Annotated in this window: 1 pseudogene; it reads left to right on the top strand. The window is 43.2% G+C overall.

The features are described from left to right. Window positions 1-166: 166 nt before the first annotated feature. A pseudogene (locus ACTQ52_RS12330) lies at window positions 167-762 on the top strand (IS21 family transposase); the annotation flags it as partial.

The raw sequence follows: 762 nt of genomic DNA, 5'->3' as shown, positions 1-762 counted from the left end.
TGAATAATCCGGGGTGAAATCCATCACCTGTCCGGCGTATGGAAATCGCTAATCCGCTTAATTGGAAATCGCGTTTCCGTTAAATAGGAAATCGATTTATCTATAAAAACCTTATAATGAGCTCATGCACCAGTTGGTGTAAATTCATTGTAAGGAGGTCACAATTATGACCAAGTACAGAGAAATCATTCGCCTTACTGGCCTGGGATTCTCACAACGCGATATCATGGCTAGTTGTGGTGTCGCACAAAAAACTGTCGTCAAAGTCCAAAAACGTGCCAGAGAATTAAAACTTTCATGGCCACTTGATGAAGCAATGACTGACACAGAGCTTCAAAAGCTCATGTTCTCTAAAGAGAACAAGGTATCGCCTAATAAACGTATGCCTGACTACGACTACATCCGCAAGGAGCTACTTCGTAACGGAGTAAGTAAAAAGCTCCTGTGGACTGAATACATGGAGGATTGCCGTGCCAATGGCGAAGAACCACTCATGTATTCTCAGTTCTGCTACCACATCCAACAGGATGAGCAGAAACATCGTGCTACCATGCATATCAACCGGAAACCCGGTGAACAGGTTGAAGTTGACTGGGCAGGGGATCCTGCAACAATCATTGATCCGGATACCGGAGAAATCATGAAAGCCTACATATTTGTTGGTGTAATGACTTACAGCCAGTATACATACGTGGAAGCATTTCTGGATATGAAGCAGAAATCATGGATTAATGCTCATGTCCATATGTACGAGTACTTTGG

It is taken from the genome of Oribacterium sp. Sow4_G1_1, assembly GCF_052116105.1.
Classification (GTDB): domain Bacteria; phylum Bacillota; class Clostridia; order Lachnospirales; family Lachnospiraceae; genus Oribacterium.
This window is presented reverse-complemented; position numbering and strand designations above follow the sequence as displayed.